Origin of the sequence: Butyricimonas faecihominis (assembly GCF_033096445.1) — a bacterium.
GTDB lineage: Bacteria > Bacteroidota > Bacteroidia > Bacteroidales > Marinifilaceae > Butyricimonas > Butyricimonas faecihominis.
Window position 1 is genome coordinate 73,380 of sequence record NZ_AP028155.1, and the last position, 24,077, is coordinate 97,456.

At 42.6% G+C, this 24,077-nt stretch carries 29 protein-coding genes; 20 read left to right on the forward strand and 9 right to left on the reverse strand.

The window, feature by feature from the left end:
• Positions 1 to 46 precede the first annotated feature (46 nt).
• The 7 genes from R8806_RS00280 (at position 47) to R8806_RS00310 (ending at position 5,772) form a co-directional block, all read left to right on the forward strand.
• Positions 47 to 1,045: a 4Fe-4S binding protein gene (locus R8806_RS00280; RefSeq protein ID WP_124317499.1), complete on the forward strand. Its 999-nt coding sequence runs from the start codon at positions 47 to 49 to the stop codon at positions 1,043 to 1,045.
• A 90-nt stretch (positions 1,046 to 1,135) separates the two neighbouring features.
• Entirely contained in the window at positions 1,136 to 1,786 is a 651-nt protein-coding gene (locus R8806_RS00285; protein ID WP_124317500.1) for a DUF47 domain-containing protein, read from the forward strand.
• 5 nt (positions 1,787 to 1,791) lie between these two features.
• Complete coding sequence (locus R8806_RS00290) at positions 1,792 to 2,826, forward strand: inorganic phosphate transporter (RefSeq protein WP_118259692.1); 1,035 nt, start codon at positions 1,792 to 1,794, stop codon at positions 2,824 to 2,826.
• Positions 2,827 to 2,955: 129 nt separating this feature from the next.
• Positions 2,956 to 3,204, forward strand: a complete 249-nt coding sequence (locus R8806_RS00295; protein WP_027199968.1) for a GlsB/YeaQ/YmgE family stress response membrane protein — start codon at positions 2,956 to 2,958, stop codon at positions 3,202 to 3,204.
• A gap of 4 nt (positions 3,205 to 3,208) precedes the next feature.
• Entirely contained in the window at positions 3,209 to 4,102 is an 894-nt protein-coding gene (locus tag R8806_RS00300; RefSeq protein ID WP_124317501.1) for a phospholipase A, read from the forward strand.
• A gap of 108 nt (positions 4,103 to 4,210) precedes the next feature.
• The gene (gene gpmA, locus R8806_RS00305; protein ID WP_124318057.1) at positions 4,211 to 4,900 is read left to right on the forward strand and encodes a 2,3-diphosphoglycerate-dependent phosphoglycerate mutase; all 690 of its coding nucleotides are present in this window, start codon (positions 4,211 to 4,213) and stop codon (positions 4,898 to 4,900) included.
• A gap of 95 nt (positions 4,901 to 4,995) precedes the next feature.
• Positions 4,996 to 5,772, forward strand: coding sequence for an exodeoxyribonuclease III (locus tag R8806_RS00310; protein ID WP_124318053.1), 777 nt, complete (start codon positions 4,996 to 4,998; stop codon positions 5,770 to 5,772).
• A 448-nt stretch (positions 5,773 to 6,220) separates the two neighbouring features.
• Here the strand turns inward: R8806_RS00310 and R8806_RS00315 are convergent, their stop codons facing one another.
• Both R8806_RS00315 and R8806_RS00320 read right to left on the reverse strand, forming a co-directional pair.
• Complete coding sequence (locus R8806_RS00315) at positions 6,221 to 7,291, reverse strand: DUF3868 domain-containing protein (protein WP_124318054.1); 1,071 nt, start codon at positions 7,289 to 7,291, stop codon at positions 6,221 to 6,223.
• 8 nt (positions 7,292 to 7,299) lie between these two features.
• The gene (locus tag R8806_RS00320; RefSeq protein ID WP_124318055.1) at positions 7,300 to 7,884 is read right to left on the reverse strand and encodes a DUF3575 domain-containing protein; all 585 of its coding nucleotides are present in this window, start codon (positions 7,882 to 7,884) and stop codon (positions 7,300 to 7,302) included.
• Positions 7,885 to 8,122: 238 nt separating this feature from the next.
• On the opposite strand from R8806_RS00320, the gene R8806_RS00325 reads away from it, so the two are divergent.
• The 4 genes from R8806_RS00325 (at position 8,123) to R8806_RS00340 (ending at position 11,762) form a co-directional block, all read left to right on the forward strand.
• The gene (locus R8806_RS00325; RefSeq protein WP_151412114.1) at positions 8,123 to 9,091 is read left to right on the forward strand and encodes a helix-turn-helix domain-containing protein; all 969 of its coding nucleotides are present in this window, start codon (positions 8,123 to 8,125) and stop codon (positions 9,089 to 9,091) included.
• 352 nt (positions 9,092 to 9,443) lie between these two features.
• Positions 9,444 to 9,707 carry an HU family DNA-binding protein gene (locus R8806_RS00330; protein ID WP_087421833.1) on the forward strand — a complete coding sequence of 88 codons (264 nt, stop codon included), beginning with the start codon at positions 9,444 to 9,446 and terminating at the stop codon, positions 9,705 to 9,707.
• 14 nt (positions 9,708 to 9,721) lie between these two features.
• Positions 9,722 to 10,681 (forward strand): helix-turn-helix domain-containing protein, encoded by a 960-nt coding sequence (locus tag R8806_RS00335; RefSeq protein ID WP_164719709.1) that lies wholly within the window; start codon positions 9,722 to 9,724, stop codon positions 10,679 to 10,681.
• A 112-nt stretch (positions 10,682 to 10,793) separates the two neighbouring features.
• Positions 10,794 to 11,762, forward strand: a complete 969-nt coding sequence (locus tag R8806_RS00340) for a DUF5106 domain-containing protein (RefSeq protein ID WP_221230345.1) — start codon at positions 10,794 to 10,796, stop codon at positions 11,760 to 11,762.
• A gap of 151 nt (positions 11,763 to 11,913) precedes the next feature.
• Here the strand turns inward: R8806_RS00340 and R8806_RS00345 are convergent, their stop codons facing one another.
• Positions 11,914 to 12,444, reverse strand: a complete 531-nt coding sequence (locus R8806_RS00345) for a DJ-1/PfpI family protein (RefSeq protein ID WP_124317324.1) — start codon at positions 12,442 to 12,444, stop codon at positions 11,914 to 11,916.
• 165 nt (positions 12,445 to 12,609) lie between these two features.
• Here R8806_RS00345 and R8806_RS00350 point away from each other — a divergent pair, with 165 nt between their 5' ends.
• The 4 genes from R8806_RS00350 to R8806_RS00365 all read left to right on the forward strand — a co-directional run bounded on the left by R8806_RS00350 (position 12,610) and on the right by R8806_RS00365 (position 15,636).
• Positions 12,610 to 12,963 carry a winged helix-turn-helix transcriptional regulator gene (locus R8806_RS00350; RefSeq protein WP_124317325.1) on the forward strand — a complete coding sequence of 118 codons (354 nt, stop codon included), beginning with the start codon at positions 12,610 to 12,612 and terminating at the stop codon, positions 12,961 to 12,963.
• A 133-nt stretch (positions 12,964 to 13,096) separates the two neighbouring features.
• On the forward strand, positions 13,097 to 14,974 hold the full coding sequence (locus R8806_RS00355; RefSeq protein WP_124317330.1) for a heavy metal translocating P-type ATPase: 1,878 nt from the start codon (positions 13,097 to 13,099) through the stop codon (positions 14,972 to 14,974).
• Between the two features lie 6 nt (positions 14,975 to 14,980).
• Complete coding sequence (locus R8806_RS00360) at positions 14,981 to 15,409, forward strand: Fur family transcriptional regulator (RefSeq protein ID WP_027200034.1); 429 nt, start codon at positions 14,981 to 14,983, stop codon at positions 15,407 to 15,409.
• A 17-nt stretch (positions 15,410 to 15,426) separates the two neighbouring features.
• Positions 15,427 to 15,636 (forward strand): heavy-metal-associated domain-containing protein, encoded by a 210-nt coding sequence (locus R8806_RS00365; protein ID WP_087421837.1) that lies wholly within the window; start codon positions 15,427 to 15,429, stop codon positions 15,634 to 15,636.
• A 131-nt stretch (positions 15,637 to 15,767) separates the two neighbouring features.
• Here the strand turns inward: R8806_RS00365 and R8806_RS00370 are convergent, their stop codons facing one another.
• Both R8806_RS00370 and R8806_RS00375 read right to left on the reverse strand, forming a co-directional pair.
• On the reverse strand, positions 15,768 to 16,475 hold the full coding sequence (locus tag R8806_RS00370) for a hypothetical protein (RefSeq protein ID WP_124317326.1): 708 nt from the start codon (positions 16,473 to 16,475) through the stop codon (positions 15,768 to 15,770).
• Between the two features lie 202 nt (positions 16,476 to 16,677).
• Positions 16,678 to 17,343, reverse strand: a complete 666-nt coding sequence (locus R8806_RS00375) for a hypothetical protein (RefSeq protein ID WP_124317327.1) — start codon at positions 17,341 to 17,343, stop codon at positions 16,678 to 16,680.
• A gap of 518 nt (positions 17,344 to 17,861) precedes the next feature.
• On the opposite strand from R8806_RS00375, the gene R8806_RS00380 reads away from it, so the two are divergent.
• From R8806_RS00380 to R8806_RS00395, 4 genes are all read left to right on the forward strand, one after another.
• The gene (locus tag R8806_RS00380) at positions 17,862 to 18,440 is read left to right on the forward strand and encodes a hypothetical protein (RefSeq protein WP_124317328.1); all 579 of its coding nucleotides are present in this window, start codon (positions 17,862 to 17,864) and stop codon (positions 18,438 to 18,440) included.
• Positions 18,441 to 18,561: 121 nt separating this feature from the next.
• Positions 18,562 to 19,095: a hypothetical protein gene (locus R8806_RS00385; RefSeq protein ID WP_151412116.1), complete on the forward strand. Its 534-nt coding sequence runs from the start codon at positions 18,562 to 18,564 to the stop codon at positions 19,093 to 19,095.
• Between the two features lie 151 nt (positions 19,096 to 19,246).
• Positions 19,247 to 19,762 carry a hypothetical protein gene (locus R8806_RS00390; RefSeq protein ID WP_118449665.1) on the forward strand — a complete coding sequence of 172 codons (516 nt, stop codon included), beginning with the start codon at positions 19,247 to 19,249 and terminating at the stop codon, positions 19,760 to 19,762.
• Between the two features lie 8 nt (positions 19,763 to 19,770).
• Positions 19,771 to 20,010 (forward strand): hypothetical protein, encoded by a 240-nt coding sequence (locus tag R8806_RS00395; RefSeq protein ID WP_118449663.1) that lies wholly within the window; start codon positions 19,771 to 19,773, stop codon positions 20,008 to 20,010.
• Between the two features lie 144 nt (positions 20,011 to 20,154).
• Here R8806_RS00395 and R8806_RS00400 read toward each other — a convergent pair whose 3' ends face one another.
• The 3 genes from R8806_RS00400 to R8806_RS00410 are packed head-to-tail and all read right to left on the reverse strand — an operon-like array spanning position 20,155 to position 22,738.
• A complete protein-coding gene (locus tag R8806_RS00400; protein ID WP_118449661.1) occupies positions 20,155 to 21,477 on the reverse strand; it encodes a DNA cytosine methyltransferase in 1,323 nt (440 codons plus the stop codon).
• A 2-nt stretch (positions 21,478 to 21,479) separates the two neighbouring features.
• The gene (locus R8806_RS00405) at positions 21,480 to 22,457 is read right to left on the reverse strand and encodes a hypothetical protein (RefSeq protein WP_317715743.1); all 978 of its coding nucleotides are present in this window, start codon (positions 22,455 to 22,457) and stop codon (positions 21,480 to 21,482) included.
• Complete coding sequence (locus tag R8806_RS00410) at positions 22,457 to 22,738, reverse strand: helix-turn-helix domain-containing protein (RefSeq protein WP_118449657.1); 282 nt, start codon at positions 22,736 to 22,738, stop codon at positions 22,457 to 22,459. Before R8806_RS00410 ends, R8806_RS00405 begins: the two co-directional genes overlap by 1 nt.
• Positions 22,739 to 22,885: 147 nt before the next feature.
• Here R8806_RS00410 and R8806_RS00415 point away from each other — a divergent pair, with 147 nt between their 5' ends.
• A complete protein-coding gene (locus tag R8806_RS00415; protein ID WP_151412117.1) occupies positions 22,886 to 23,182 on the forward strand; it encodes a hypothetical protein in 297 nt (98 codons plus the stop codon).
• 184 nt (positions 23,183 to 23,366) lie between these two features.
• Here the strand turns inward: R8806_RS00415 and R8806_RS00420 are convergent, their stop codons facing one another.
• The gene (locus tag R8806_RS00420) at positions 23,367 to 23,975 is read right to left on the reverse strand and encodes a hypothetical protein (RefSeq protein WP_124318446.1); all 609 of its coding nucleotides are present in this window, start codon (positions 23,973 to 23,975) and stop codon (positions 23,367 to 23,369) included.
• Positions 23,976 to 24,077: the final 102 nt, after the last annotated feature.

A 24,077-nucleotide genomic window follows, 5' to 3' on the forward strand; every position in this document is an offset into this window, starting at 1 on the left:
TGATTTTTGATTTGGATGAATAAATATCAATTATCTTTGTGTGGATATGAGAAAAAAAATCAACATTCAAAAAGGGGCCGTGTTGGGGGCGATACTCACGACGATTGTTGCGGGAATGTTGCTTTCCGTGGTACAGGTTGTCGTGAAACCACCGTTGCTGTTGGGGGAGAGATTGTTGCCGGGCGGAGGATGGGTTCAAATTGTGCTGGCAGCTCTTTTCGGTGGATGGCTATATTTGCAGATGTTCGACCGGAAACGACGAGGCGTGTGGCGGAGACGTATCTGGCTGCTCTTCTCGATCGTGTTCTTTAGTCAGTTATTTTTGGGAATTTTCGTGGATAGTGTGTTTCTGATGTCGGGAAAACTCCATTTTCCCATACCCGGACTGATCCCGGCAGGGGTATTTTACCGGGGAGAGGTGTCATTCATGCCGTTCCTATTTCTAGTGACGATTCTATTGTCCGGGGGAGCGTGGTGTAGCCAACTCTGTTATTTCGGGGCGTGGGATAGTCTGGCAGCGGGAAAAAATGGAAAACGGGAAGTTCCTTCTTCTAAAATGAGGTCCCGAATGCGTTGGACTGTATTGTTTGTATTTATAGGTGTCGCTTCCGCGTTGAGAGGTTTCGGGGTTCCGGTGATTTATTCCACGGGGATTGCTGTTTTTGCCGGGTGCGTGGGGATCATGATTATTTGGTTCGTGTCTAAAAGGCGTCATGTTGCCATGCATTGCTCTTCCTATTGTCCGGCGGGGACGTTGGTCATGTACTTGAAATACGTGTCTCCATGGCGATTGCATCTGAACGATCGTTGCCGGCATTGCATGGCTTGTACGCGGGTGTGTCGGTATGGGGCTCTGTCGAAAGCAGACGTGCTGAAAGGGCGTCCGGCAATCAACTGTACCTTGTGTGGGGATTGCCTTGCGGGGTGCCGTCACGATGCCTTAGAGTATCATTTCTGGGGAATTTCTCCTATATTGGCGGAACGTCTTTGGTTAGGGACTACACTGGTACTTTTCACGTGTTTCCTTTCTATTGCCCGGGTTTAAATATGTGGAAAAAAAGATTGTATATTTTGTTTTTTTTAACGTACATATCCGCGTAGGGATACTACATTTGTGTGCTAATCAATAAAAAATATGAAAATAGACCGATTTCTTCAATTATTTGTGGTAAAGGAAAAAAAGTTTTACCCTTTGTATATCGAGCAAGCCGCTAATATAGAGGCTGCAGCCAAACTTTTGGTGGAGTTATTACAAGAGCAAGACCCTGAAAAACAGAAAGCGCTGTACAAGGACATCAAGGAGTACGAGCATAGTGGAGATATGATCACCGCTAAGTTGTACGAGGAATTGAACAAGACGTTTGTTACCCCTTTCGATCGCGAGGACATCAATCTGTTGAGTGGACGTATGGATACGTTCCTCGATTTTATTCACGATGCAGCGAAACGAATGTTGATGTACCGTCCGAAGAGTGTGAACCAGTTGTTGATTGCAATGGGACAATGTATAGTGGAAGATGCTCGTATCTTGAAGGATATTATGAATGGATTGGAGTATATCCAGAAAAAACCGCAGGAGATTAACGAGAAATGTGTTCGAATCAAACAGATCGAGCATGACGTGGATGATTTGTATGAACAATTTATGAGTGATGTTTTCGCGAACGAGAAGGACGCTATCGAACTCGTGAAACTGAAGAATATCGGTCAGGTGTTGGAAGATGCTACCGACCGGGCAAAGGACGTGGGGGATATTGTGCGAGGTATTATTATTAAATTTGCCTGATCGCTATGTTGACAATCGTTCTTTTAGCTATTGTGATCGCTCTTCTTTTCGACTTTTTGAACGGAATGAATGATGCGGCCAATTCGATCGCTACGATCGTGGCGACACGTGTATTTTCTCCCACGATGGCTGTTTGCTGGGCAGCATTCTGGAACTTTGCCGCTATCTTTATTTTTGGGGTGAGCGTGGCTCACACGATGGGCGAAGGAATCGTGGATCCCTCGAAAATCAATGAATATCTTATTTTGGCAGCTTTGATCGGTTCGGTGATCTGGGTTTGGTTGTGTACTCATTTCGGTATGCCGATCAGTGTGTCCCACGCTTTGATCGGGGGATTGATCGGTCCGGTATGGTTCACGTTCGGGGGCGACGCTCTGGTTGCTTCCGGGATATTCAAGATTGCCATCTTTATCGTGCTGTCCCCTTTGATCGGTATGATACTGGGATTCTTCATGATGTGTCTCACGATGCTCGTGTTTCATAAAAAACACCCGATGAAAGTGGAAGGGCTGTTTAAGGGATTGCAGTTGTTTTCTTCCGCTATATTCAGTTTGGGCCATGGTGCTAACGACGCGCAGAAAACGATGGGTATCATTGCCATCCTGTTATATAGTGTTGCAGGAAGTAATACTTTCGTGAGTGATTACTTGTACGAGAATACAGGAGAGTTTCATGTTCCCGCTTGGTTGATTGTTACTTGTTATTCGGTGATCGCTTTAGGTACGATTATCGGGGGAAAGAAGGTGATCAAGACTTTGGGTGACGGGTTGGCCCGGTTGAAACCGGTGCAGGGATTCTGCGCCGAGACGTCCGGAGCCTTGACATTGATGGGAACGGCCGTGCTGGGAATACCCGTGAGTACGACTCACACGATTACCGGCTCTATTATCGGGGTTGGAATCACGAAAGGGGTTGCTTCTGTTCGGTGGGCTACGGCCACGAATATCGTGGCTGCTTGGATTCTTACGATTCCGGCAACCATCGTGATGTCCGGTCTTGTTTACTGGGTGATGGGGTTGTTCCTGACCTTGCCGGAATAAGTATATAAAGTTTGTAAAGTCTATAAAGTTCATAAGGTTCTACTTTATGAACTTTTTTATGCATAATATCATAACTTTTTGGGGCTTTATCAAGTTTAAATAGATAGATTAACCTAAATTTTATAAGTTATGATGTTTATATGGTATATTTTGATTGGTATTCTTGCCGGGTATCTGGCAGGAAAAATTGTCCGGGGAGGTGGAATGGGTTTGTTGGTGAACCTGATTGTGGGAATCATTGGTGGCGTGTTGGGAGGCTGGCTTTTCGGCATCATGGGAATATGGACAACGGGTGTTATCGGGAGTTTGATCACGGCGACCGTGGGGGCGATTGTGTTGCTGGCGATTGTTTCGTTGTTCAGTAAAAGAAATTCGTAGATATATGAAAAAGAAGGTCCGAGGTATTTATATACTTTTATGCTTTTGCGTGTTTACGCCTTTGGTGTTGCAAGCCCAGACAGACGAGGAGAAGAGGATATTGCAGGAACGGGAGGAGATCAGCAAACAGAAAAAAGGCGGTTCCGTGGTGGTTGATGAGAGGACTGCATTGGAGTTGTTTGATAACACGCCGAGTTTTGGCATTTTCCGGGATAATTATTTCGTTACGGGGGTGCCTACGAACCGGAAGATTGACAAGCACAGTGCGGATGCCAAGTTTCAGATCAGTATCCGGCAACGTCTGACGAAAAGTATTTTGCCTTTCAAGACCTTCTTGTATTTAACTTACACGCAGCGTTCGTTTTGGGATATTTACGGGAAGTCCAGTCCATTTCTGGATAATAATTTTAATCCGGGGCTTAGTTTGAGCAAAGCGTTGATCTATCGTAATCAACTGATGGGAATAGCGGTTCTTTCTTTTGAACACGAGTCGAACGGCCGGGATTCGTTGGCCTCTCGCAGTTGGAATTACATTTCTCTTTCGGGTTCGTGGTTTATTGATTACCGTTTTTCTGCCCAGATGAAATTATGGGCTGGATGGGTCGATAAAGAAGGAAATCCCGATTTGTTGAAGTATAAAGGCTATGGATTCATGGCGTTTAACTACCAGAGTGCCGACGAGCGCCTATGGTGTTCGGCCGTGATTAATCCCCGCCGGAAGTTTATTAATATGAACACGACGTTGGAGATCAATTTCAAGCCTTCACCGAAAGCTAACGAGTATTTCTTTTTACAATACTATAACGGGTATGCGGAGAATCTTCTGGAATACGATCGTTACGTGTCAATGGTGCGAGTGGGTATTTGTATCAAGCCGGTTTTGAGAAATTACTACTAAGTTCATAAAGTCCTTACTGATTTTAGATTTCCACTCACAAGCCCACGCTTTTCCAACTTTTTCTTCCCGTTTTCGTATATTCTATTAACAATTAAATAATAAAGCGTTATGTACAAGTTAATATTGGTACGGCATGGAGAAAGTGTCTGGAACAAGGAAAACAGGTTTACCGGGTGGACGGATGTCGACTTGAGTGAACGGGGCGAAGAGGAAGCACGCCGGGCGGGAGAACTGATTAAGAAACATGATCTTTTCTTTGATGTAGCTTATTCTTCCGTGTTGAAACGTGCGATTCGCACGCAGCATATTTTGGCAGAAGTTGTCGATCGGGTGTGGGTACCCGAAGTTCATCACTGGCGTTTGAACGAGCGACATTACGGGGCATTACAGGGATTAAATAAAGCGGATACGGCAAAGAAATACGGGGAGGAGCAGGTGCATATATGGCGAAGGAGTTTTGATGTGACACCGCCATTGTTGGATCCGGATGATTCTCGTTGTGCCGTTTTCGAGGATAAGTACAGGGATGTTGATCCGGCCGTTCTTCCTTTGGGGGAATCATTGGCATTGACGATCACGCGGGTCCTCCCGTTCTGGCAGGATTATATCGCACCTTCGTTGCTTTCTGGGAAGACGGTTCTGGTAACGGCCCACGGGAATAGCCTGCGGGCGTTGATCAAATATCTGGATGATATTAGCGACGAGGAGATCGTCAAGTTGGAGATACCGACGGGTATTCCCCAATTGTATGAGCTGGACGGGCAATTGCATCCCTTGTCTCGTAAATATCTGGAATAGATTTCCACGTGTGAAGTGAACCCTAAAAGTAATACCCGGCTTTTGGGGTTCACTTCTTTTTTGTAAGTTTGAGGCAAATTGTAAAATGAATCGGTATGAAAATTATAACTTATAACGTGAACGGGTTACGGGCCGCTTTGTCAAAAGGTTTTACACAATGGCTGGAGGAAGAACAGCCGGATGTCGTGTGTTTACAGGAAACGAAGGCCCAGCCGGATCAGATACCTACACTGGAATTCGAGGCGTTAGGTTACAAGTCGTACTTTTTTTCAGCCAAGAAAAAGGGGTATAGTGGGGTTGCCATCCTGACCCGGGTGGGGCCCGACCACGTGGAGTACGGGATGGGTATTCCGGCTTATGATGACGAGGGGCGTTTTATCCGTGCCGATTACGGTGATCTTTCTGTCGTGAGCGTGTACCATCCGTCCGGGACTACCGGTGATGAACGGCAGGCATTTAAGATGAAATGGTTAGAGGATTTTCAGCATTATATCGGGGAGTTGAAAAAGGTACGGCCGAATCTGATCTTGTGCGGGGACTACAATATATGTCACCGGCCGATAGATATTCACGATCCGGTGCGGAATGCCACGAATAGCGGGTTCTTACCGGAAGAACGGGAATGGATCGGGGGATTTATTGATACCGGTTTTATCGATACGTTCCGTTACTTCCATCCCGAAGAGGCAGGGAAATATTCATGGTGGAGTTACCGGTTTAACGCCCGGGCAAATAATAAGGGATGGCGTATTGATTACTGCATGGCGAGCGAAAGTCTTAAATCCCGGCTGAAAGATGCTTATATTTTGCCGGAGGTGTATCACTCGGATCATTGTCCTTGCGTGCTGGTGATAGGGGAGGTTAAAAGTTAAAAGTTAAAAGCTAAAAACTAAAAGCTAAAAGTTTAGAGTTGGGTATGAATGAAAAAAGGGTTGATCACTGATCAACCCTTGTAAATGAATACCCTTGGTTAAGAAGGTGTATGTGAGGATCGGCGTTTGTTACAACCGAAGGGTATTCAAGGATAGCCCTTTCATTTTTTAGAAGAATGCCCCCGGTTAGAAGGTGTATGTGAGGATCGGCGTTTGTTACAACCGGGGGGCATTCAAGGATAGCCCTTTCATTTTTTTTAAGAATGCCCCGGTTAAGAAGGTGTATGTGAGGATCGGCGTTTGTTACAACCGGGGACATTCAAGGATAGCCTTTTCATTTTTTAGAAGAATGCCCCCGGTAAGAGGTGTATGTGGGGATCGGCGTTTGTTATACCGGAGGGCATTCAGGAATTATTTTTAGTCTGGTTTAGTCATAGTTTTAATTTCTTTATTTAATCACCTTGTACGTGATCTTGTAATCCACTCGTCTCAATTCCGGGAAGAAATGTTTCATCATGTACCTATATGGTTTTCCGTTGTTCAAATCCATGAGGCGTTTCTCTCTTCCCTCGAACACGCTGTAGTTTTCCATAATCGAGAGTACTTGCTCTTCATTTGGCATCCCGTACAGGAGAATCAATCTTTTTAATCCGATCCAGTCTTCCCCTCGCCAATCCACGTGGTAAAGGTTTTCGGGGAATGAATACCTGCGGAGCAAGTAATTCCTCAGCGCTCTCGTGCGATCTCTGGATAACACCTCGTTCTGCGCATATGATCCCTCTGGTGACGCGTAGCCGGTAAGGTAAATTCCCGTGATCTCGTAGTCGGGATTGCTCGTGATAGAATCTAGCGTTACCCTGATTTTGTCCAACTCCTTCTGGTTTCTTCTGAAATCGGGGAGAATGTAAGTTTGGTTTAGTGGAAAATCCAAGTATGCTGAACCTTCCTTATAATATATGTTTTTCTCGTCTTCTTCCTTTTCGATAGAAACTATCTTCACGGTTGTTTCCTCTTGGTTTTCCAGCTTGATAGTTTGCGCCAGCATCTTGATGGAAATCAGACGTTTTTCCCCACCACATTCACAGAAGTTCTCCCGTAAATTCAGTTTAGCGTCCTTCATCCACGTCTCGTAAGGAACAACCACGTTATAGGCAATTCTCTCCCGGCTCCATTGATTAACGATAACCGTCATGTAAATCGGGAAAGGGGGTTGCCCGTGATTGAAAGCCAATGACCGTTGATAGGCTTTTTCCCGTCTTTTCCCGTTAATCACGATTGACGGGAGTTCCTCGGACGCTTTTTCCGTTTCAACCACCGGGGTCAGGATGAAAGATTGGTTTTTATGCACGGGTAAACCGTTTAAGTTCACGTTCATCTCGATATAAACGCTGTCTCCCCGTTGCTCGAAACGGTTTTGTATAATTTTCACCTCTCCCAAATATACTTCCTGAGCCTTGAGTTCCGTGAAGAACAACCCGACAGTCAACAAGAATATAGTATATATAAACGCTCTTTTCATCACCTTACTTATTTTATAATATATATAAAATTGATCCCTACTTTCGTGGGGCCGATATAATCTTTCGTACCCTTTTTAATATATGGTCCACAGGTTTGGTATTTATACTTGTCGTATTCGATACGTGCATAGCCTACCCCGATCGTGGCTTCTAAGTTCCATCGTTTCCCGAGAATCCATTGGTGGCCGTACGCGATTCCGGCCCCGTAGAGAGTCCCTTCGTAACGGTATTTTCTCAGTCCCAGCATCTTGATTCCGCCCATGTTGAACTCGCCGTAAAAAGCGTGTAGTCCCCAAAAATGGCCGTTGAAGCGTTCGCAGGTCCAGTAGCGAAACTCCGGTTGTATCAGCCAATGCTTTACTTTTTTATTATCTCCAAAACTCCAAGGATTGTAAGTCCCTAGTAAATCCACCGTCGTTTTTCGCCCCAGCCCGATTTCTGCCCCGACGTTAATGGTCGTCGTCAACCAGTAAAGGGCATTTGTTTTCACTCCGACTAGAGGAGCGTCGTAAAACTTTTTTTCTTGTCCGTGAGATCTGCCTATCACCATAAATAGAATCAGACCTGCTACGATTATTACTTTCCTCATCATATCCCTGCTTACTTTGTTTTTTGTTATTACAAAAGTATCTGATGAAACGTTTGGATTGGTGACCATAAAGGTGTATTTTAGAAGTAAATCTTTTCTAATGAAGGAATTACATTTTTATTTTGACTTGTTTTCCGAGATTTTTATTAAATTTGTAAGATATTTATTTCGTATTTCGCAACAGAAATAAATACAGACTCGTATAATAAATCAAATAGTTGTATTAATCAAAACTCAAATCATGACAACTTATAATTACAATAGCGAGTTAATCAAAGCTATGAATGAAAAATTACCGAATGGTACTAATTTGGCGAATACGCTAATAGATATGTTATATTTAGGTAAAGAGGCCGTGTATCGTAGATTACGAGGGGAAGTACCCTTCACGTTGGCAGAGGCTGCCGCGATCTCCCAGAAAATGGGAGTGTCGCTGGATAAGCTGGCCGGGACGAACGTGGATTCGAATGCTATATTTGATCTGAATATTATACGTCAGACCGATCCGTTGGAGACCTATTACTCTATCGTGGATAATTACGTGAAAATTTTCCGGGACTTGAACCATGACCCCGCCTCGGAGCTTTGTACTTCCTCGAATATGATTCCTCAGACTTTTTATTTAAAATATGAACTCTTGTCTAAATTCCGGATGTTTAAATGGATATATCAATTTGAAAAGATTGATATAGAGAAACATTTCGAGGATATAGAGATCGTCGACAAATTGTTGGAAAAGCAGCGGGAGTTCGTGCGGGAATCTCAGGAGTTTCAGCACACGGAGTATATATGGGATAGTAAATTATTCATTTACCTGATCAATGATATCAAGTATTTTGCCAGTGTGCATTTGATCTCTCAGGAATATGTTCAGAAATTGAAAAAGGAATTACTCCAGTTGCTCGATGAGCTGGAAGAGATTGCCACGAGAGGGACGTTCAGGACGGGACAGGAGGTATGTATATATATATCTAATATAAACTTCGAGGCTACCTATAGTTATATAGCGTCTCCTGCCTACCATATCAGTTTGGTTCGGGTTTTCGCGATCAACTCTTTCGCGACGCGTGACGAACAAGTTTTTAACAGTGTGAAAGAATGGATTCATTCGTTGAAGAAATTTTCTACCTTGATATCCCAGAGTGGGGAAATGCAACGTATCAAATTCTTTAAAATGCAGCGGGAAATCGTCGAGGGATTGTGTGTTTAGGCTGGTTCAATTTTTGAAAGTGTATTTTTGTCTCCGTTTCGATTAGTGAAATGATGATCGGGGATTAGAATTGTTTATTGCACAAAATAAATTAAAATGTAAAACATAGTACGATATTAGAAAATTAGTATATCGTTGATACCCTGAATGTAGCACAGAATTGTGAAGAATATACTTCATATTTGTACTGTTGAGTGAGCGAGATGCCACTTGTATGGTATGAATTTTAAACGTGCGAATCAATGGGACAAAAATACAATTATAATTCGAACCGCGTCGGGTGAGTAATCACCGGACGCGGTTTCGTGATATGTGGCAATAAACTCTATTTATTAATTAAAAACCATTTACAATGAACAAACGAGAATTAATTGAAAAAGTGGCCGAGAAAAACGGAACCAGTAAAGTAGAAGCAGCTAAGGCTGTAAACGCTGTAATCGGAACCATGGCTGAGACGTTAAAAAAAGGTGAAAAAATATCCTTGTTAGAATTAGGATCTTTCGCTATCAGAGAACGTAAAGAACGTAACGGTTACAACCCGAATAGCAAGGAAAACATGGTGATTCCGGCTAAGAAAGTAGTTAAATTTTCTATAGGTAAATACTTTTTTGATTAAGGAATAATACCCCTATGAAGAATGCCGTGGTAAATGAATTAATCAGCACGATGCGCGAGGTTACCCCTAAAGAGGGTAATCTTGCTAATGTCCTCATGGATATATTGTGCATGAGTAAGGAGGCGATTTACCGGAGATTAAGGGGGGAGGTTGCTTTTACGTTCAGTGAAGTTGCGATCATCGCCGGTCAATTGGGCATATCGTTAGATAAGATTATCGGTAACAGTATGTCCAGTGGGGCGATGTTCGATCTGAACGTGCTTAATCTGGCGGATCCCATGGATACCTATTACGAGATTCTGGTGCGTTACCAGAGGCTTTTTCGTTATGTGAAGACGGATCCGACGACGGAGGTAGTGACCGCGTCGAACACGATTCCTTATACATTTTACGCCCCTTACGAACATTTGTCAAAGTTCCGGATTGGCAGATGGTTATATCAGAACGAACGCTTGAGAACTCCCGCATCCTTGTCCGATATCGTTCTTCCGGAAAAATTGTTGAAAGTTCAGAAAGAATTGCTTGAGGATGTAAGGCTTGTCAGGAAGACTTGCTTTATTCTGGATGAGAATCTTTTCAGTTCATTCGTGAAAGAGATCAAGTATTTCTCGGAATTGGGACTGGTTTCGACAACAGACGTGGAGGACATGAAGAAGGAGTTACACCAGCTTTTACGCGAGTTGGAAGTATTGTCTGAAAAAGGGTCATTCCACAATGGAAACGGCTTGTCGGTTTATCTTTCTAACGTGAATTTTGAAGCGACATACAGTTACGTGGAAAAGGCCGGATTCCAGATATGTTTTTTGCGGGTTTATTCGATCAACTCGATGGATTCGCGAGACAGTAAAATATGTGATTACCAGAAGAAATGGATTCATTCGTTGAAGAGACATTCTACGCTGATTTCGCAAAGTGGCGAGATCCAACGGATGATGTTTTTTAATGAGCAAAAGAAAATAGTAGACGCGTTATAGTGTGAACGTGTAAATTTTAGGATGGAATCCGGGGTGACTCCCGGGTTCTTTTTTTGTTCCTCGTTTTTCGGATAAAAATGTATCTTTGTGTAGGAAAATGAAAGATTAAATTATGAGTAAGAGTAGGATCGTTCGGGTTTGGATTGCTGTCGCGTGTTTATCGCTAGTAATCTCCGCTTGTTCTTCTTCCCCTAAAAAACAGGGAAAAGAGGAACCTAAAAATACAGAAATCAAATCATTTCAGGCACCGGAAATTCCACCTGTTTACACCGACCAGCGGGAGCGGGCGAAATACTTGGTGACTCATTACTGGGATAAGTTTAATTTTGCCGATACTTCCTTGATCCGGATGCCAGAGATCACGGAACAGGCTTTCGTGGACTTCTTGCAGGTGTTGCCTTATGTCTCGTATACCGATGCCGAGAAAGAGATTTCCGGGATGTTGGATAAGGCATTTTCGGCTGATACGCTGATGTTTGCTTATTTTACGGTGTTGTATGATAAATATCTTTATAACCCGAATTCCCCGATGTTGAACGAGGAATTTTATATTCCCGTGCTGAAATATATTGTGAATTCCGAACGGGTGGGAGAGATAGATAAAATGCGTCCCGCTTTTCGGCTGGAGATGGCGCTAAAGAATCGGGTGGGGAATCCGGCAACCGATTTCACCTATACATTACCTTCCGGGAAGAAAGGGAAGTTGTCGGGCATAAACGCGGATTACACGATTCTCTTCTTCAATAATCCCGATTGTAATGCCTGCCGGGCCATTAAGGCCGAGGTGGAGGCATCCGGGGTGGTGAAGAACTTGTTGAATGTCAAAGTACAGGGAAACCGGAAGAAACTGGTATTCTTATCTGTTTTCCCTGATCCCGAGCTGGAAGTATGGCGGCGAATGTTGCCGGAACAACCGAAAGAATGGATGTGTACTTATGATGACGGTCAAGTGATCACGAAGGAACGCCTCTATGATTTGCGGGCGATCCCGACATTCTATTTGTTGGATCGAGAGAAACGGGTTTTGTTGAAGGATGCTCCCTTTCGGGTAATTGAGGCCTATTTGGAGGAGAGGTTGTAAAGTTCGTAAGGTTTATAAAGTTTATAAAGTTTATAAAGTGTCGGGTGTCCTTCGGACAAGTTTAATGGCAGCTTAAGCTGCCATAGACAAAGCGCCTGCAGGGTCCATAGACCTTATAGACTTTATGGACTTTATAAACCTTATAAACTTTTTATTCCTTCAGCGCCGCAATCACTTCCGGCATCATGGTCCAGATCGTGTTTTCCGTTTGAGCGGTATAGAAATTGCCGTCGATCTCGGATTTCTCGTCGGTGGCTTTTGCATGTTGGATGGCCGGTTTGGCGAGGGGGTGAACGGCGACTTTCTTTCCGGTGGCGATGCCCACGGAGTCGAACATCATGGCGGCGGCGCAGTGGCCGATCATGATTTTACCCTTTTCCCCGAAAGCTTTGATCACGGTCAACATATCTTGGTTGTAAGGCTTTCCGGCGTTTTCCCCGAATTTAGGTACAGCGTCACCACAGCCGAACACAAGAGCGTCGAACTCGTCCTCGTGTCCTTTCAAGTGAGCAATCACGTCATCTGCCACGAGGGCAATGCCGGAATTCGTCTTGATTTCTTTCGTTTCTGCCACTGCAAATACTTTATAGGAAATGCCATTTTCGAAAAATGTTTCCAGATACTGGAACAAACCGAACCCGTTTACCGGGTTAACTGCCAATACGGCTACTTTTTTTGCCATGGGTAAATTTTTTTAGTTAAACAATAGTTCTTTAAAGTAGGTTTATTACTTTTGTTTAGCAAATGTAAGCTATTTGATTTGCATAAACAAGAACGAACTTATAGATAAGATAGTTACACGGAGATAACTATTGTTGATACTAAACCATATATAGGGAAGAAAAAAATGGAAAATTTTTACACGAACGATAATTGTCCCATTCGTGATGTTTTGAGTCGCTTGGGTGACAAATGGTCAATGCTCGTCCTCGTGACGTTGAATGCGAACGGAACCATGCGATTCTGTGATGTTCATAAAGCGATTGCCGACATTTCCCAGCGTATGCTGACGGTCACCCTGCGGACGTTGGAGGCCGACGGGCTAATTTCGCGGAAGGTATATGCCGAGGTACCGCCGCGGGTGGAATATCGGCTCACGGAGCTGGGTGAAAGCTTGATGCCGCGGGTGCAGATGCTGGTGGATTGGGCATTGGAACATATGGGTGAAATCATGAAACATCGGGAAGTGATGGTAAAATAATCAACTATGGAGTGTCAGCTCGAATGAACGCGCATGGGATGATCTTGGGATCATGTTCATGTGCGTTCTGTTTTTTGCAATTTAGTTGCACGAAATGAATCGTAATTTTACGGAAAATTAAAACAGTAGAATGATGAAAAAATATAGTGCAGAATTGATTTCTTTCGGGTTGCTGGTTTGCGGAATCGGTTTATCTTGGGGGAATGTCGCTTGGTTTCAGACGGAAATCGTGCGATTTGTATGGTATTTGGTCGCTTTTATTCCGGTAGGGTTTCCCGTGTTGAAAGAGGCCGTGGAGTGCTTGCGGGAAAAGGAGTACTTTAACGAATTCATGTTGATGTCACTGGCAGCCATCGGGGCCTTTTATATCGGGGAGTACCCGGAAGGCGTGGCCGTGATGTTATTTTATTCCATCGGTGAGAAATTCCAAGATAGTGCGGTGAGCCGGGCCCGGTCGAATATCCGGGCTTTACTTGATGTACGTCCGGAGCAGGCGACGGTTATTCGTGACGGGCAAGAAAAGATCGAGAAACCGGAACAAGTTCGTGTCGGGGAGATCATCGAGATCAAGGTAGGGGAACGGGTACCCTTGGACGGGATCATGCTGGGTGACGTGGCGGCTTTTAACACGGCGGCTTTGACCGGGGAGAGCGTGCCTCGGAACATCCGCACGGGAGAGGATGTGCTGGCGGGAATGATCGTGACCGACCGGGTTGTGCGGGTGAAGGTGACGAAGCCCTATGATCAGAGTGCTCTGGCCCGGATTCTGGAAATGGTACAGAACGCCTCCGAGCGTAAAGCTCCTGCGGAACTTTTTATCCGGAAGTTTGCCCGGATCTACACGCCCGTGGTCACGGGGTTGGCCGTGTTGATCGTGCTGGTTCCTTGGATCGTGTCGTGGGTACAACCGGACTTCTCTTTCGTGCTGAATGATTGGTTGTACCGGGCGCTCGTGTTTCTGGTAATATCCTGCCCGTGTGCGCTGGTGGTCAGTATCCCGCTGGGGTATTTCGGGGGAATCGGGGCGGCATCCCGGCAGGGAATTCTCTTTAAAGGGGGAAACTACTTGGATGCAATCACGAAGATTAACACGGTTGTATTCGATAAGACCGGGACGTTGACGAAGGGAGTGTTCGAGGTGCAGCAAGTACACGTCCGGGAGGGTTTTACCGAAGAGGAGGTTGTGCGAACAATTGCCTCTGTCGAGAGCCGGAGCAATCACCCGATAGCCAAGGCGGTCGAGCAGTATGCTAAATCCCGGCAAATCTCCATCCGGCGTGACGTGGAGGTCTCCGAGCTGGCAGGCTACGGATTGAAGACACTCGTTGATGGGCAGGAGGTACTGGTAGGAAATACTCGTTTGTTGGAGAAGTACGGGATCTCGTTCCCGTCCGAGCTGACCGGGGTTCCCGAAACGCTTGTCGTGTGTGCGGTAAATGGCGAGTACGTCGGTCACTTGTTGCTGGCGGACACCGTGAAAGAAGATGCTAAAGAAGCCGTTGCAGCATTAAAAAAATTAAATATTGATAATATTCAGATATTATCGGGAGATAAACAAACAATTGTTTCTAAATTAGCAGGGTATTTGGGCGTGGACGAGGCCTACGGGGATTTGTTGCCCGAGGACAAAGTGGCGCACGTGGAGGCATTGAAGAGCGATCCGGGAAGGCGTGTTGCTTTCGTGGGTGACGGGATTAATGATGCCCCGGTGCTTGCCCTGAGCGACGTGGGAGTTGCCATGGGGGGCTTGGGAAGTGACGCTGCGATTGAGATTGCGGATGTGGTTCTCCAGACGGATCAGCCCGGTCGGTTGGCCATGGCGATCCGGATCGGGAAAGAGACCCGCCGGATCATCTGGCAGAACATCACGCTGGCTTTCGGGGTGAAATTGATCGTGTTGGTACTGGGTGCCGGGGGACTCGCCACCATGTGGGAGGCCGTGTTTGCCGATGTCGGGGTAGCCTTGTTGGCAATTTTGAATGCGATAAGAATACAGAAACGAGCAAGATAGAGAGTTATGGACGAGAAGGTATATTTGGAAAAACTGGAAAAGCGGGAGATCAAGCCGACGGCCATGCGGCTGTTGATTCTGAAAGCGATGACTCGCTTTACCCGGGCGTTTAGCCTACTGGACCTAGAGACGGAATTGGATACCGTGGATAAATCGACGATATTCCGGACGATTAATCTGTTTTTGGATCATCACTTGATTCACGTGATTGATGACGGTTCCGGTTCGTTGAAATATTCGGTATGCAGTAATGAATGTACCTGTTCTATCGATGATCTTCACGCTCATTTCTATTGCCGGAATTGCCATAAGACCTTTTGTTTAAGAAAAATTCACGTGCCCACGGTGGCCTTGCCCGGCGATTTTACGTTAGAAAGTATAAACTACGTGTTGAAGGGGTTATGTGCCGAATGTTCTTCACGGGTGGAATCGTAATTAAAAACAAGAAGGATATGAAAACAAGTAAATTCAAAACCACCGCCAAATGTGGCGGATGCGTTGCCAAGATCGGTGAAACGCTGGATAAAGTAGTCGCTCGTGACCAATGGAATATCGATCTCTCCACTCCCGACCGGGTGTTGACGATTACTTCCGATTTGTCAGATGACCGGGTAATCGAGCTGGTAAAAGAGGCCGGGTTTAAGGCTGAGAAATTGGGATAAGACGTTGTAATTTTTGATTTATGATTCAGTGATTTTAGATAAGGTAATGTAGAATCACTGAATCATTTGTTATAATCCGAAATAGTTGCAAAGGGAAGGAGAATCCCTTTCGAGATACTCCTTCTTGCGATTTATTCTCCCTTGTTTTTCGGTGTTTGGAGACATTGGGAATTAGATGCCTGATCTCCTCTCCGGCTCGTGGCAAACGTGTAGATTGCTAGCTGGTCAAGATCGTATCTCTCCGGTAGAGAAACACTGGTCACCCCGTTTTCTTTCCGTTGGCGAAGTTCACGAATAATGCATGCTTCGATTTTAGTTTCATAAATCACGGCATAAATACGATCATTCTCTTCGTTTTTGGTTCCTTCTAGGAAGTTCTCCGTTTGCGTGAACGTGAGCATTCGAGATTCCTTATCGATGGCAACCGTCACGTCCGGCCCTTCCAGTTCCCCGTTTGCAACGAGCAGACGATCGAAATGAATCTCTGCGTGGAATTCTTCGGATGCTTTTTTGTTCTTACTTACTGGCGCATCCGGATCGTTTTGAATGCCTTCGGCAACTCCGTTTTTTAAATTGATCCGGATAAAAAGGGTAGCCCCTTTCTCACGGATAATGTTGGGCGGAAATCCCAGCCGGATAGCTTTAATCATTTTTCGGCTGAGATGTCCGATACTTCCGAATGCGACGGCGTGGGGTTTACGTTCCGCATCGAGTTTTATCGTCCGGGCACTGACGGCTCTGGCAACGATGATACCGGACTTCGTGGGATGGGTCCAGAAAATTTCGTTTCCACGTCTCCCGCTTTTGCCGGTTGCTGCCGGCTCTAGTTCTTTACTCATGATTTTTGGTTTTAAGGTTATTAATCAAGGGAGATTTCTCGAACACTCATCGAGAGTCGCTCCCTGTGTTAGTAAAATATAAGAGCGTGGGAAAATTCCCATACATTCTTCAGATTTGTGAATAATTAACAATTACGATTGGTTGAAATCTTGAATAAAACGTTGGTATTTATAAGTTTATGAATGTTTGATGTTGAATTTCTTAAAGTTGAACGTGGTAACTTGTCGAAAAAGCAATCCGATCCTGTCTGGAAAAAAACAAATACAAATGGATAGGTTCTGAAATTTCCAGACCGGGATTAGGAATACTGAACGTTGCTTGGCAATCTTCCCGTTTGGCTACCACGTCGGGTAGTAACCTCGGTGAAAATGGATAGGAGCCGTAGAAATATCCTACCCGTAACCAGTCTGATGGCAGTGATAGTTTGCGGTTTTCCCGGTTTTCCCATATCATCGTGATTTCCCATCCCTTCCGTGTTGCCCGGACATTGACGGGGCGAAACAACTGGCCGATACTGAATTTGAAAGCCGCGTAATTCGCCACGCCCCGTTCGTCACAAGCTTCCGAGTTTACCTTATGAAATTTAGACAGCCGTGTTTGTCCTGCTTCCCCGGGAGCCAGGTCCCAGATCGGGAGATCTTTGATTTGCTTAAAATAATAATGTTTGAGTGCGATAATATTTTTAAAAACCTTTCTGGCTTTTATTTGCTCCGGACTTGGTTGTAACGGGGTCCCGTCTTTTTTCTTGCCATTTCGTAAACGGGGGCGCTTGCTACGGCACTGGCATAATTTGCCTGCTTGGTAATAGAACGTGAGTCCGTTAGTATGCCATTTTTCTCTTTTGTTTTCAATTGCTGAAGTTTTCATGTTTTTGTTTTTAATTTCTGTAAATTAGTCTCAGTGATCTCCGGTTACTCTTTCCTTATACTCTCTTTGGTGACTCGTGGAGAAGTCCTTTCTATTATAATGTGAAATCTGCAAAAAATTCTCACACCGTATCGTTAACCTTTCGTTGACCTTTCGTTAACCTATCGTTGACCTACCCTTGAGACTACGGCACGATTATACTGTAAGATGCCTGTATCTACGCCATCGATTTACATGAATCGGGGTACTTGTGTGTGTATAGTAATTAAAACTTTCTAACGTGTAGATATTTTTGATTGATGGCAATTAAGGTGTTCGTGAATGTTAGATATGTTATTGTGGTTATTAAGCGCTACAGGATGATCTCTGATGAATTGAAAATGAAAGTAGCAATTTTCGGAAGGGAAGAAGGTTGTTTGTTGTATTTTATGTTAATTAATTATAAAAATGTCGTTTAATATCCTATTTCGTGATAAAAGCTGAGCCGTTTTATATTTTAGATAAAAGGGACAATCTAAATGAATATCATGGAAGGTAATGAATTATTAAATTTTATTGATAGTAGGTATTTCCATTGGTTGGAATATGCTATCTACAAAAGTAAGCAATATCATATTGAAGATGAGGCCGAGGATATTTTATATAAAGTCATTTGTGAACTTTTAGAAAAGAAAAATGATTCCCGGTTGATTGATTTCATGCACGAAAAGAAAAAGAATGGAACGACGCTTGACTTTTATGTTCTTGGTGCCATAAAATATAAAGTGCTTCAATGGCAGACTTTTCACCAGCTGAAGTCTTCCCGTAAAAAGATTGGATTTGTGCTTTGCGAGTCTTTGCCCGTCGATTGCATGAGTTATGATCCGCAAGAAAAGTCTTTAAGTCAACAATTGCAGGATTTCCATGATTGGGTCATTGACCTTCTGAATCGGTTGGATATACCTTCGAATTATCGGCAACTTTTCATATTTTATTACATGGAGTGCTGTCCTGTAAAGGATTGGGAGGGACCGGAATCTATAGCTACGCGTTATCGAATACTGGAGAGAGTGCTCGATCTCGTTCGGCAAGAATTAAAAAAAGCCATGAAAATGTGAGAATATTTTGGTAATCCGGCATTTTAATGGAAAGCGAACCGGTGAATTATTCACTGACAGGGGATAGATAATCGGAACGATTTTTAGTAAACATTTTTAATAACCATTAATTTTAAAAATTATGTCAGAAAGAAGTATTGCAATTGGAGTTGCTTCCATCGGTTACGGGGAAGCGGTTAACGGGGTGGTACCGGCATCATACACCCGGTTGCGAGATATTTACAAAGGTTCCGTGGCGTTTAATTTTGCCGATGCGAATCAAGTGAAGATCGAGGTGGAAGGGCGAGAAGATCCCCTAGCGATCATCAACCGCAAGGGGGATGCCGACAGTATCGAGTTTTCTATTCCTTCACCGACTACTGACGAGCTGGTCACTTTTTGTGGCGGGACAAAAAACGGTGATAAATGGGAGGCTCCCAACAGTGTCGAGACGATCAATAAAGCATTCTGTATCGCCACCCAGCCTTACGAGGGGAAATACGTGGAGTACACCATTGTCAACGGGGCTGTTTCGGCCAAGATCAGCCAGGCACCGGGCAGCGAACAAACCGATCTGTTGTTGGTGAAAGTGACCCGTCAATCGGCCATTGCCGCTGATGGAAGCTTGAAACCGTCCTTTATCCGTGAGGTGAAGACTGTGAACCCACAAGCCTAAACCGGTAAAAGGATGCCAAAAGTAGCGATACCGGGGCATCCTTTTTTAATTCACGATTCGTGATTTTAGATTAGGAGATTCCGGCTGCGCAAGGCCAACGCTTTTTTAATCTAAAATCTTAAATTTAAAATTTAAGATCTAAAATTAGTACATGGGCATAAAACAGATTATCGCGTTAGAGAGCGACACCGTTAGTGAGAGTACAATTCGTATTCCTTTCGAGTTCGCGTGTCTCGATTCCGTGCCGGAAGGAAAACGGGTGGACAAATATATCACGATTACGCCGCTTACCGTGCGTTCGTGGTTCCGGTTGAAACCTTTGTTGTTGGCTATTGATCCGGAGGATTTGGAGGTGATCGTGGGAAACGGGGATGGGACGTTTGATCCGAGGGTGCCGGAAGTTATGGGAAAATATGATGAGCTTATTCTTTCCGTCATTTGTATTGGGTTGCACAATAAGAAAAGCGATCCTCCTGCATGGTTCCGGGAAGTGCTGAAGGATAATTGCACGTGGGAGGACACCCGTATCTTGTTGAATGCCGTTCTGTTTCGGGTCGGCTACAACCCTTTTTACAAATCTATCATGACACTAAAGAACATGAGCCCGTTGAACGAGGCGGAGATCATAGCCGCCCGAAAAAATCTAAAAAGCTGGATAATCCAGTAAGTAGTTTCATGTTTCTCGTGAACGTGAGGGAAGCTTTCGGTTACACGCACGAGCAGACATTAAACAGTAGTTATGCCTTGATCATGGGTATGTTACAGGAATATACTTATATGTGTAACGAGCGTAACCGGATTCTATACGGGGACGAAGATGAAGATGAGGGATACGAGTGGGTGGAACTTGTGGATTTCACTACCGGGGAACCTCGACGTTACAGGAAATATATGGATGCGAAAAGCCGGATATAACTATTTAAATGTACAGAATATAAAGATTTGTTGCGAAGTTACACAACTTTTTTTTTACAGCCGAATGAAATTTTATTATCATCATTCGGTTGTATTATTTCTTCAATTTGCCGTTGAGACGTTCTTGCTCATAGTTTGTAATCTTTATTGAGAGCAGTTCTTTAATACGACTTCTAATCTTGGATTCATTCCTGCATTATGTTCACGTTTCCTTCTTAGAATGCCTGCACATCCAGCTTGGGAAATATAAAGTTTTTCATCTGGGTTAGTATCTACAATGTCAAGCATATTGGTTAGAACAAAATCATAGCACGAAGTAGATGCATTTAGATATTGTCCTCCAACATATGTGAATTCGTCAAGCAAGTATAGAGTGTAATTTTCATTTATAATACTTGGAGTTGGTAATTCAATATGAGCTATATGGTTATTATCATTTACCTCTGCCAGTAATCTGTTCATTATCCATCTGATTACAGGTACAGCCCAAGAATTTCCTGTTGCTTGATATCTATTGGTTAAACGAGGGCTAGCAATGGCTGTATAATCATCAGGAAAACCCATAAGTCTTTCACACTCAATAGGAGTAAGGCGTCTTAGTCGACCATTTTGAGAAATAAACAAAGAGCCATTGAAGGCAGCCGCATTGCCATTCCATTTTGTACCGTATGCTGCATATAAGCAGTCAGAGTAACATCTGAAAACTTCAATGTCATGACCATTTATTTCTCTACGAAGTTCACGAATTACATCCTGATTTATCTCTGGTTCTTGTTCGCCAAATAAATTCATTACTACTTGTTGGCGAGGTTCTCGCAATTTGTAAGGGTCTTGAAATTGATGTCCTATTTCGAATAGGACATTTTCGGGATGAAAGTCAAGACCGCCACCTAATACATAAACCCTTTTACGTTGTTGTGGTACGCCAAAATACTTGGCATCAAGAACTCTCCAAGCTATATTTCTAATAGGACCATGAAGAATGCCTGATGATTTAAATTTTGACACTTTTACAGGCTCGTCAAGGCCTGCCAATCCGGCTAAAAAGCATCCAAATGCGTTGGTTTTATCCGTTAATGCACCTTCCACGTTTTCCCAGAAAAAGACGGCACGTCCTTCTCCACATTCCTCTCGTTTTTCATCTATAGCATCAATTATATCAATGTATTTAAGAGTAAGTTGACCTCTTTCGTCATTGACCCCATTCCGCCATCCAGCAAGAGAAAAGGCTTGACAAGGGGTTCCGCCTACCAATAAGTCCGGAGTCGGGATTTGGGCATTTTGAATCATCTCGGGGATATTGGTCATATCTCCAAGATTTGGATGTTCCGGGTATTGTAGCTCTAAAAATCTCTTCGGGTATTCTGCTATTTCAGATAGCCACAAGGGATTTACTCCTAAAGGTGTAAGAGTAAAACTTGCAGCTTCAATACCAGAACAAACACTTCCAAAATTATGTATGGGCATACTTACACTTTCTTATTAATCATTTTACGCCATAATTCAATATCATACCAAGGACAACCTTTACAACCTTTTTCAGCAGCTTTACCTACAGTCGGTATTTGGGAATTCCATCGTTCTGTTCCTTCATAAAAATAATTAATACCATATATGGTACCTCTTATACCTTTCTGGAAACAATTTCTACAGACCTCACGTTTTTGTTGATTTCTTTGATTGTCCAAGAGTTGGAATTTTTCTATTATTTGCGCATCTGTCATTTCCATAGAATTTTCAGCTTTGGTTTCTTTGTCCCATCTTACTTCTGAAAATTTATGGTCTGGTATTAAGGATTTTGCTGATGTTTCTCTTGCTTCAAAAGCATTTCTTTGTTTTAATAGACGGATGACTCTTGCCTTAAACTGTTTGGTAAAGGTTTCATACCCCATTTCTTTATATTTAGGGAAAGGCAACAACGTACTTGTTGTTTTTTCTCTACCATACTGTACGATAGCTATGGTGTAACCACTATCCTTCAAAGATTGCAATCTCCTTTGCAGATTAGGGTTTGGAGGCAACTCTGTTTTATTATTACATTCCTTCAAGCTAAAAAGAGGAAGCAACACGTACGGGGTAACTATCTCACTCGCTTTTTTCCCACGTGCTTCTTTGTCTGCATTTTGCTTTTTTTTAGCCTCTATGTCTGCAAGACACTCTTTTTTTTCTTTTTTTACCCAAGAATCCATCCAATCCTTTGTAAAGTATTTTTTGACAGACCTCAAATAATCTGCAATATCCTTTTCGTTCTTTAACTCGAGTCCAGTCCTTCTATAAATATATGGCACAATTGTTGTCCAAGAAAAATCATCATCTTGAATAAATTGTGTACGAATATAGAATTCACTTGCTTTCGTATTGTCTAAAAAAACGAATACGTTTATATTAGACCCTTCTAAATAATGCCGGATTTCCTCTAGGCTTAATTCTATATGATTGACGCTCATTATTTACTCTTTTTTGAAATTATGTCTAAAATATCACTTTTGTTGATTGGATATAAAATCCCATCATACTTTGCATAAATCTCAACTTCATCCTTTTCACGAAAAAGTTCAACCACATCCACGTTCAAATTCGTGGCGATTTTCTTTAGAGTGTCTAAAGTCGGTGAGATATTTCCATTGAGATAATTGCTCAAATTTGACTGGCTAATACCAGAACTTTGAGCGAACTCTTTTAGTGTAATTCCTCTTTGGGCAAGTATTTCCTTTAATCTCAAATCCATTTTTTAGTGAATTAGGATACAAAGTTAATAATTATATTGCTAGAAATACTAATTTTTAATTTGCAATATATTAAATGTAAGATAAAGTTTTGTTTTAATTATCTTATTTAGTAATTTTGATGCCTAAAATTATTAAATATAGCAAGCATGAAATTAAGTAATTCAATTCGTCAAGCACTATTGACATTATTAAACCAAAACATAATAGTGGCCTCGTGGGGGCTATCAAACATTTGTATCAAAGAGTCCTATATTTGTTTTTCTGTTGAAGGTTTTAAGTATAAAGGAAGTGTTGTTATATCTGAATTCAATGATGGATATAAGGTAATAATGAACAAGCATACTTTATTCTGTAAACTTGATTCTCTTGTTATCAATCTTGATGAGTTTATAGAGAAGACAACAAATTACGAAAATCGAATAGATGCTTTGTTGGATATTTAGCTAAATCAAATTCAGGTTAGTGAAATAATACCCACAGAAACTGATGGCATTTGTCCAAGCGAGTTAAAAATCAATAAAATTTGAATCTTTATTTTTTAGAATGTACCATTAAAGGTTGATTATGACCATATTTCTGATTTATTATTTGCAAAATTTTGGATACTACCGTTCCGGATTAGAATTACTATTCTTGATGTTGCTTTATGACTTTTTCAAGTTCTTTCATGATTTTCTTTTGCCTTTTCTCCTTGTATTTTTGTTGTTTCTCAGCGTTGGCAAGATATATCCTGTATTTAAAATCGTATTTTTTTAGTTCACCATTGACTTCAATCGGGATGATTAAACGGATGTAATAATCTTCACCTGTTATTTTTATGATTTTAGGGTTAATGAGGCTTGTTACTTTATTATGAGCAAAATATGTTTCACTAAATATTGATTCGGGAGCAATTTTTTCTTTGTAAGGTGGATAATATTTAAGAGAAAGATCTTTTTTATTGACAAATAGAATACTTCCACTTATTTTACAAGCTACGAACGAACAATCTCGCCAGTAAACAATCATATCATTTTTTGTCTTGTTTTCAATGGAAATTGTCCAAATGGAATAATGATCTGGAATGATTTCGAATTTGATATCCTTATCTTCATAGTCTAAATCGTCAGCCTCTTCACGTTCAATATAACAATCCCGTACGATATATTTATATACAGCTTTATTCTTTGCTAGTTGAGCTTCAGACTTCAAGGATGTAACCGAGAATAAGATTAGAAATATAAAAAATGATTTCATGTTATGCCCCTTTTGTTTTATTTATACAAAGGTAGTGAATATTTTAATTTGATATGTGTAATTATGAAATAATAAATTGATAATAATGCAAAATAGTAATAT

Bases quoted from the DNA above. Each gene is read 5' to 3' on its own strand.
- R8806_RS00295 (WP_027199968.1), top strand. From the start codon at position 2,956: ATGATGTTTATATGGTATATTTTGATTGGTATTCTTGCCGGGTATCTG.
- R8806_RS00385 (WP_151412116.1), top strand. From the start codon at position 18,562: ATGTCAGAAAGAAGTATTGCAATTGGAGTTGCTTCCATCGGTTACGGG.
- R8806_RS00280 (WP_124317499.1), top strand. From the start codon at position 47: ATGAGAAAAAAAATCAACATTCAAAAAGGGGCCGTGTTGGGGGCGATA.
- R8806_RS00285 (WP_124317500.1), top strand. From the start codon at position 1,136: ATGAAAATAGACCGATTTCTTCAATTATTTGTGGTAAAGGAAAAAAAG.
- gpmA (WP_124318057.1), top strand. From the start codon at position 4,211: ATGTACAAGTTAATATTGGTACGGCATGGAGAAAGTGTCTGGAACAAG.
- R8806_RS00390 (WP_118449665.1), top strand. From the start codon at position 19,247: ATGGGCATAAAACAGATTATCGCGTTAGAGAGCGACACCGTTAGTGAG.
- R8806_RS00315 (WP_124318054.1), bottom strand. From the start codon at position 7,291: ATGAAAAGAGCGTTTATATATACTATATTCTTGTTGACTGTCGGGTTG.
- R8806_RS00405 (WP_317715743.1), bottom strand. From the start codon at position 22,457: ATGAGCGTCAATCATATAGAATTAAGCCTAGAGGAAATCCGGCATTAT.
- R8806_RS00370 (WP_124317326.1), bottom strand. From the start codon at position 16,475: ATGAGTAAAGAACTAGAGCCGGCAGCAACCGGCAAAAGCGGGAGACGT.
- R8806_RS00325 (WP_151412114.1), top strand. From the start codon at position 8,123: ATGACAACTTATAATTACAATAGCGAGTTAATCAAAGCTATGAATGAA.
- R8806_RS00355 (WP_124317330.1), top strand. From the start codon at position 13,097: ATGAAAAAATATAGTGCAGAATTGATTTCTTTCGGGTTGCTGGTTTGC.
- R8806_RS00290 (WP_118259692.1), top strand. From the start codon at position 1,792: ATGTTGACAATCGTTCTTTTAGCTATTGTGATCGCTCTTCTTTTCGAC.
- R8806_RS00365 (WP_087421837.1), top strand. From the start codon at position 15,427: ATGAAAACAAGTAAATTCAAAACCACCGCCAAATGTGGCGGATGCGTT.
- R8806_RS00400 (WP_118449661.1), bottom strand. From the start codon at position 21,477: ATGCCCATACATAATTTTGGAAGTGTTTGTTCTGGTATTGAAGCTGCA.
- R8806_RS00375 (WP_124317327.1), bottom strand. From the start codon at position 17,343: ATGAAAACTTCAGCAATTGAAAACAAAAGAGAAAAATGGCATACTAAC.
- R8806_RS00335 (WP_164719709.1), top strand. From the start codon at position 9,722: ATGAAGAATGCCGTGGTAAATGAATTAATCAGCACGATGCGCGAGGTT.
- R8806_RS00395 (WP_118449663.1), top strand. From the start codon at position 19,771: ATGTTTCTCGTGAACGTGAGGGAAGCTTTCGGTTACACGCACGAGCAG.
- R8806_RS00345 (WP_124317324.1), bottom strand. From the start codon at position 12,444: ATGGCAAAAAAAGTAGCCGTATTGGCAGTTAACCCGGTAAACGGGTTC.
- R8806_RS00410 (WP_118449657.1), bottom strand. From the start codon at position 22,738: ATGGATTTGAGATTAAAGGAAATACTTGCCCAAAGAGGAATTACACTA.
- R8806_RS00350 (WP_124317325.1), top strand. From the start codon at position 12,610: ATGGAAAATTTTTACACGAACGATAATTGTCCCATTCGTGATGTTTTG.
- R8806_RS00320 (WP_124318055.1), bottom strand. From the start codon at position 7,884: ATGATGAGGAAAGTAATAATCGTAGCAGGTCTGATTCTATTTATGGTG.
- R8806_RS00380 (WP_124317328.1), top strand. From the start codon at position 17,862: ATGAATATCATGGAAGGTAATGAATTATTAAATTTTATTGATAGTAGG.
- R8806_RS00420 (WP_124318446.1), bottom strand. From the start codon at position 23,975: ATGAAATCATTTTTTATATTTCTAATCTTATTCTCGGTTACATCCTTG.
- R8806_RS00360 (WP_027200034.1), top strand. From the start codon at position 14,981: ATGGACGAGAAGGTATATTTGGAAAAACTGGAAAAGCGGGAGATCAAG.
- R8806_RS00330 (WP_087421833.1), top strand. From the start codon at position 9,444: ATGAACAAACGAGAATTAATTGAAAAAGTGGCCGAGAAAAACGGAACC.
- R8806_RS00310 (WP_124318053.1), top strand. From the start codon at position 4,996: ATGAAAATTATAACTTATAACGTGAACGGGTTACGGGCCGCTTTGTCA.
- R8806_RS00415 (WP_151412117.1), top strand. From the start codon at position 22,886: ATGAAATTAAGTAATTCAATTCGTCAAGCACTATTGACATTATTAAAC.
- R8806_RS00340 (WP_221230345.1), top strand. From the start codon at position 10,794: ATGAGTAAGAGTAGGATCGTTCGGGTTTGGATTGCTGTCGCGTGTTTA.
- R8806_RS00300 (WP_124317501.1), top strand. From the start codon at position 3,209: ATGAAAAAGAAGGTCCGAGGTATTTATATACTTTTATGCTTTTGCGTG.